The organism is Candidatus Methylomirabilota bacterium (assembly GCA_035709005.1).
In the GTDB taxonomy this organism is placed as follows: domain Bacteria; phylum Methylomirabilota; class Methylomirabilia; order Rokubacteriales; family CSP1-6; genus 40CM-4-69-5.
The window spans coordinates 1-3,406 of the sequence record DASTFB010000079.1 but is presented as its reverse complement, the minus strand read 5'-3'; the positions used below and the strand labels follow the sequence as shown (position 1 = coordinate 3,406).

5 protein-coding genes are annotated in these 3,406 nt (G+C 71.0%); all 5 read right to left on the bottom strand.

All coding sequences use genetic code 11. The features are described from left to right. Positions 1-504: ATP synthase F1 subunit delta (gene atpH / locus VFR64_13590; protein HET9490773.1), on the bottom strand; the 504-nt coding region annotated here is incomplete at its 3' end. 3 nt (positions 505-507) lie between these two features. Continuing rightward, positions 508-1,089, bottom strand: a complete 582-nt coding sequence (gene atpF / locus VFR64_13585) for a F0F1 ATP synthase subunit B (protein ID HET9490772.1) — start codon at positions 1,087-1,089, stop codon at positions 508-510. Between the two features lie 64 nt (positions 1,090-1,153). Beyond that, complete coding sequence (mnmA, locus tag VFR64_13580) at positions 1,154-2,251, bottom strand: tRNA 2-thiouridine(34) synthase MnmA (protein HET9490771.1); 1,098 nt, start codon at positions 2,249-2,251, stop codon at positions 1,154-1,156. 3 nt (positions 2,252-2,254) lie between these two features. Then, positions 2,255-3,106, bottom strand: coding sequence for a ParB/RepB/Spo0J family partition protein (locus VFR64_13575; protein HET9490770.1), 852 nt, complete (start codon positions 3,104-3,106; stop codon positions 2,255-2,257). After that, a partial coding sequence (locus tag VFR64_13570) for a ParA family protein (GenBank protein ID HET9490769.1) occupies positions 3,099-3,406 on the bottom strand: 308 nt, incomplete at its 5' end. The genes VFR64_13570 and VFR64_13575, both read right to left, overlap by 8 nt.

Sequence of the window (3,406 nt, the reverse complement as noted above, 5' to 3'; positions counted from 1 at the left end):
ATCCAGGCTGGCGTCCACGAGATAGCCGCCGGCCTCGGCCACGAAGCCGCCGAGCAGGCTCCGGTCCACGGTTTCTTGCAAAATCACCTGCCGGGCGCCCAGCGCCCGCCCCAGCCGGTCGCGCAACCGCTCGCGCTCCTGGTCGGTGAGCGGCACCGCCGTGCGGACGCGTGCGCGGAGGCGGCCCAGATCCTGGTCGACGAGCTCGTGATAGACGGCCGCCGCCGCGCCAATTTGATCGCCGCGTCCCTGCCGGGCCAGCAGCGCGAAGAAGTCGCGAGTCAGGGGCGAGACCTCGAGGCGCGCGGTGACGTCTTGGGCCACGGCCTGCTTGACGCTCGCGGCGACCCAGGGACGGGCGAACAGGTCCCGCAGCTCCGGTGTCCGCTCGACCGCCTCGGCCACCACGGTCAGCTCCCGGCCCACCGCATCCACCCGACCCCGCTCTTTCGCGAGCTCCCACAACGCGCGGGCATACGGGCGAGCGGCGGACTCCCCGGGCACCGGTCAGCCCTTCAGCTGCCCGACGGCCTCGGCCACGATGCGCCGGTGATCCTCCTCGCGCAGGCTCCTCCGAACGAGCTTCTCGGCGACCGCGGTCCCGAGCTCGGCCACCTCGCGCCGCAGCTCCTCACGGGCCCGGCGGATGTCGGCCTCGAGCTGGGCCTTGGCCGCGGCGACGAGCCGCTGGGATTCCGCCCGCGCGGCCTCGAGCACGCGCTTCTGCTCCTCGCTGGCTTCCTTCAGAGCCCGGTCGCGAATGCTGGCCGCCTCGGCCAGCGCCTGGCGCTGCCGCGCCGCGTTCTCCTCCTGCGCGCGGGCCGCCTCCGCCCGGGCGGCCTGCGCCTCGGCCAGCGACTGCTGAATGGCCTGCGTCCGCTCCTGCATCTTCGCGAGCAGTGGCCGGTAGAGCAGCCGCCACAGGATCAGCAGGAGGATGAGGAAGTTGATCATCTGAACGCCCAGCGACTTGTCGAGGTTGATGAGCCCGCCGCCGCCTTCCTCGGCGGCCAGCAGCGTGCCGGGCACGAGGACCATGACAGTGGCGCACACGAGACCGGCCAGCCACAGGCACCTAGCGCGAAACATGCGGGGATCTCCCTCGTCGGGGTCAGCAGCGTTTGTGAAAACTATCACGCAAGTTGGTCGCGGGTCAAGCTCGGGCCGCGGCGCGCGCGATGATGCCGCCGCCGATCACCAGGTCGGCACGATACCAGACGACGGACTGCCCCGGCGTGACGGCCCGCTGGGGCGCGTCGAAGATCACCTCGGCCGTGCCATCCCCGAGCGCGCGCACCGTGGCCGGTGCCGCGCTCTGGCTGTGCCGGATCTTGGCCTCGACGGACATCGGCGCCGCAGGCGGCTCGCAGGCGATGAAGTTGACGGACTCGGCCACGAGGCGCGTTCGCTCGAGCCCCTCGGCCGGACCCACCGTGACGGCGTTGGTCTCCGCATCGAGATCGAGCACGTAGAGCCGCCGGCCCGCGGCCAGTCCCAGGCCCTTGCGCTGCCCGACCGTGTAGTCGGCCAGGCCGCCGTGGGCGCCGACCACGGCCCCCTCCTGGTCGACGATCGGCCCCGGCCGAAAGCGGCTCGGGTCGCGCCGGCGCAGGAAGCCCCGGTAGTCGTCGTCGGGGATGAAGCAGATCTCCTGGCTCTCCGGCTTGTCCGCGGTGACGAGGTCCAGCCGCCGGGCGTGCGCGCGAACTTCGTCCTTCGTGAGGTCGCCCACGGGGAAGCGCGCGCCGGCCAGCTGCGACTGGCTGAGCGGCCAGAGAAAGTCGCTCTGGTCCTTGCGCGGATCCCGCCCCTTCCACAGCAGGAACCGCCCGGCCTGGGCGTCGTGGCTCACGCGCGCGTAATGCCCGGTGGCCACGGCCGCGGCATCCCAGGCCGCCGCGCGCTGGAGCAGCGAGCCGAACTTCAGCTCGCTGTTGCAGGCCAGGCACGGCACCGGTGTCCGGCCCCGGTGATACTCGCCGACGAAGCGGTCGATGACGGCGCGGGCGAACTCACCCTCGCTGTCCAGCACGTAGTGTGGGATGCCCAGCGCGCGAGCGACCCTGCGCGCGTCCTCGGTGGCGCTGGTGCCACAGCAGCTGCCGAAGCGCTCCGCCGCGCCCGCGGCCTCCTGCCACGGCCACACGCGCAGCGTGATGCCCACGACCTCGTACCCCTGCTCGACGAGCAGCGCCGCGGCGACGGAGGAGTCCACGCCGCCGCTCATGGCGACCACGATCCGCTCGGCCATTGTCTACGTTCTAACCCCCAGGAGCCCGGCGAGCCGATTCAGCTCGTCGGTCGATGCATACGTGATCTCGATTCGGCCGCGCCGCTCGTTGCCGCGGATCCGCACCCGGGCCAGCAGCGCGCGCTGGATCTCGTCCTCGAGCGCGACCAGCTCCGCCGACCGCCGGCGCGCCGCCGGCGGGACGAGCCTGCGCTTCTCCACGCCTTCCTCGGTGGCCCGCACCGACCAGGCGTGGGCGAGAATCTCCTCCCTCAGCTTCAACTGCTGGCCGGAATCCGTCAAGGATAGCAGCGCGCGCGCGTGTCCCATGGTGAGGCGCCCGGCGCGCAGATCGTCCTGGATCACGGCGGGCAGGCGTAGCAGCCGCAGGCTGTTGGCGATGGTGCTGCGATCCTTGCCCACGCGCTGCGCGACGTCCTCCTGGGTCCAACCGAACTCCGTGAGGATCCGCTGGTAGGCCTCGGCCTCCTCGATGGGGTTCAGGTCCTCGCGAAGCAGGTTCTCCACGAGGGCCAGCTCGAGGCTCTCCACGTCCGTCGCCTCGCGGACGACCGCGGGAATCTGCTCCAGGCCGGCCTGGGCGGCGGCCCGCCATCGCCGCTCACCGGCGATCAGCTGCCAGCGGCCGCCCGGGGCGCGCCGCACGACGACAGGCTGGATCATCCCGGTGGCCTTGAGCGAGCGCGCCAGCTCGTCGAGGGAGCCCGGGTCGAACGTCTTTCTCGGCTGCCGGGGGTTGACGTCGATCTGATCGATCGGGATTTCCATCAACGACGACCCCTCGGGGATCGTCGCCGTGCTCGACGTCGCTCCCAGCAGCGCATCCAGGCCCCTGCCGAGCCCGCGTCTATTCATGTCGTAGCACCTCCTTGGTCAGTTCGAGATAGGCGATCGAGCCACTGGAGCGCAGATCGTGCAGCATCACGGGACGGCCATGGCTCGGGGCCTCCGTGAGCCGCACGTTGCGCGGGATGACCGTTTCGAAGATCTCCGCCGGGAAGTAGCGCTGGACTTCCTCGCGTATTTGCAGGGCCAGGCTGGTCCGACCATCAAACATTGTCAAGACAATTCCCATCACTGCCAGGCCCGGATTCAACCGCTCCTTCACCAGCTTGATGGTCTTCAGCAGATGCGTCAGGCCCTCGAGCGCGTAGA

Excerpts from the sequence above, each read along its gene's own strand:
- atpF (HET9490772.1), bottom strand. The coding sequence starts at position 1,089 with ATGTTTCGCGCTAGGTGCCTGTGGCTGGCCGGTCTCGTGTGCGCCACT.
- mnmA (HET9490771.1), bottom strand. The coding sequence starts at position 2,251 with ATGGCCGAGCGGATCGTGGTCGCCATGAGCGGCGGCGTGGACTCCTCC.
- VFR64_13575 (HET9490770.1), bottom strand. The coding sequence starts at position 3,106 with ATGAATAGACGCGGGCTCGGCAGGGGCCTGGATGCGCTGCTGGGAGCG.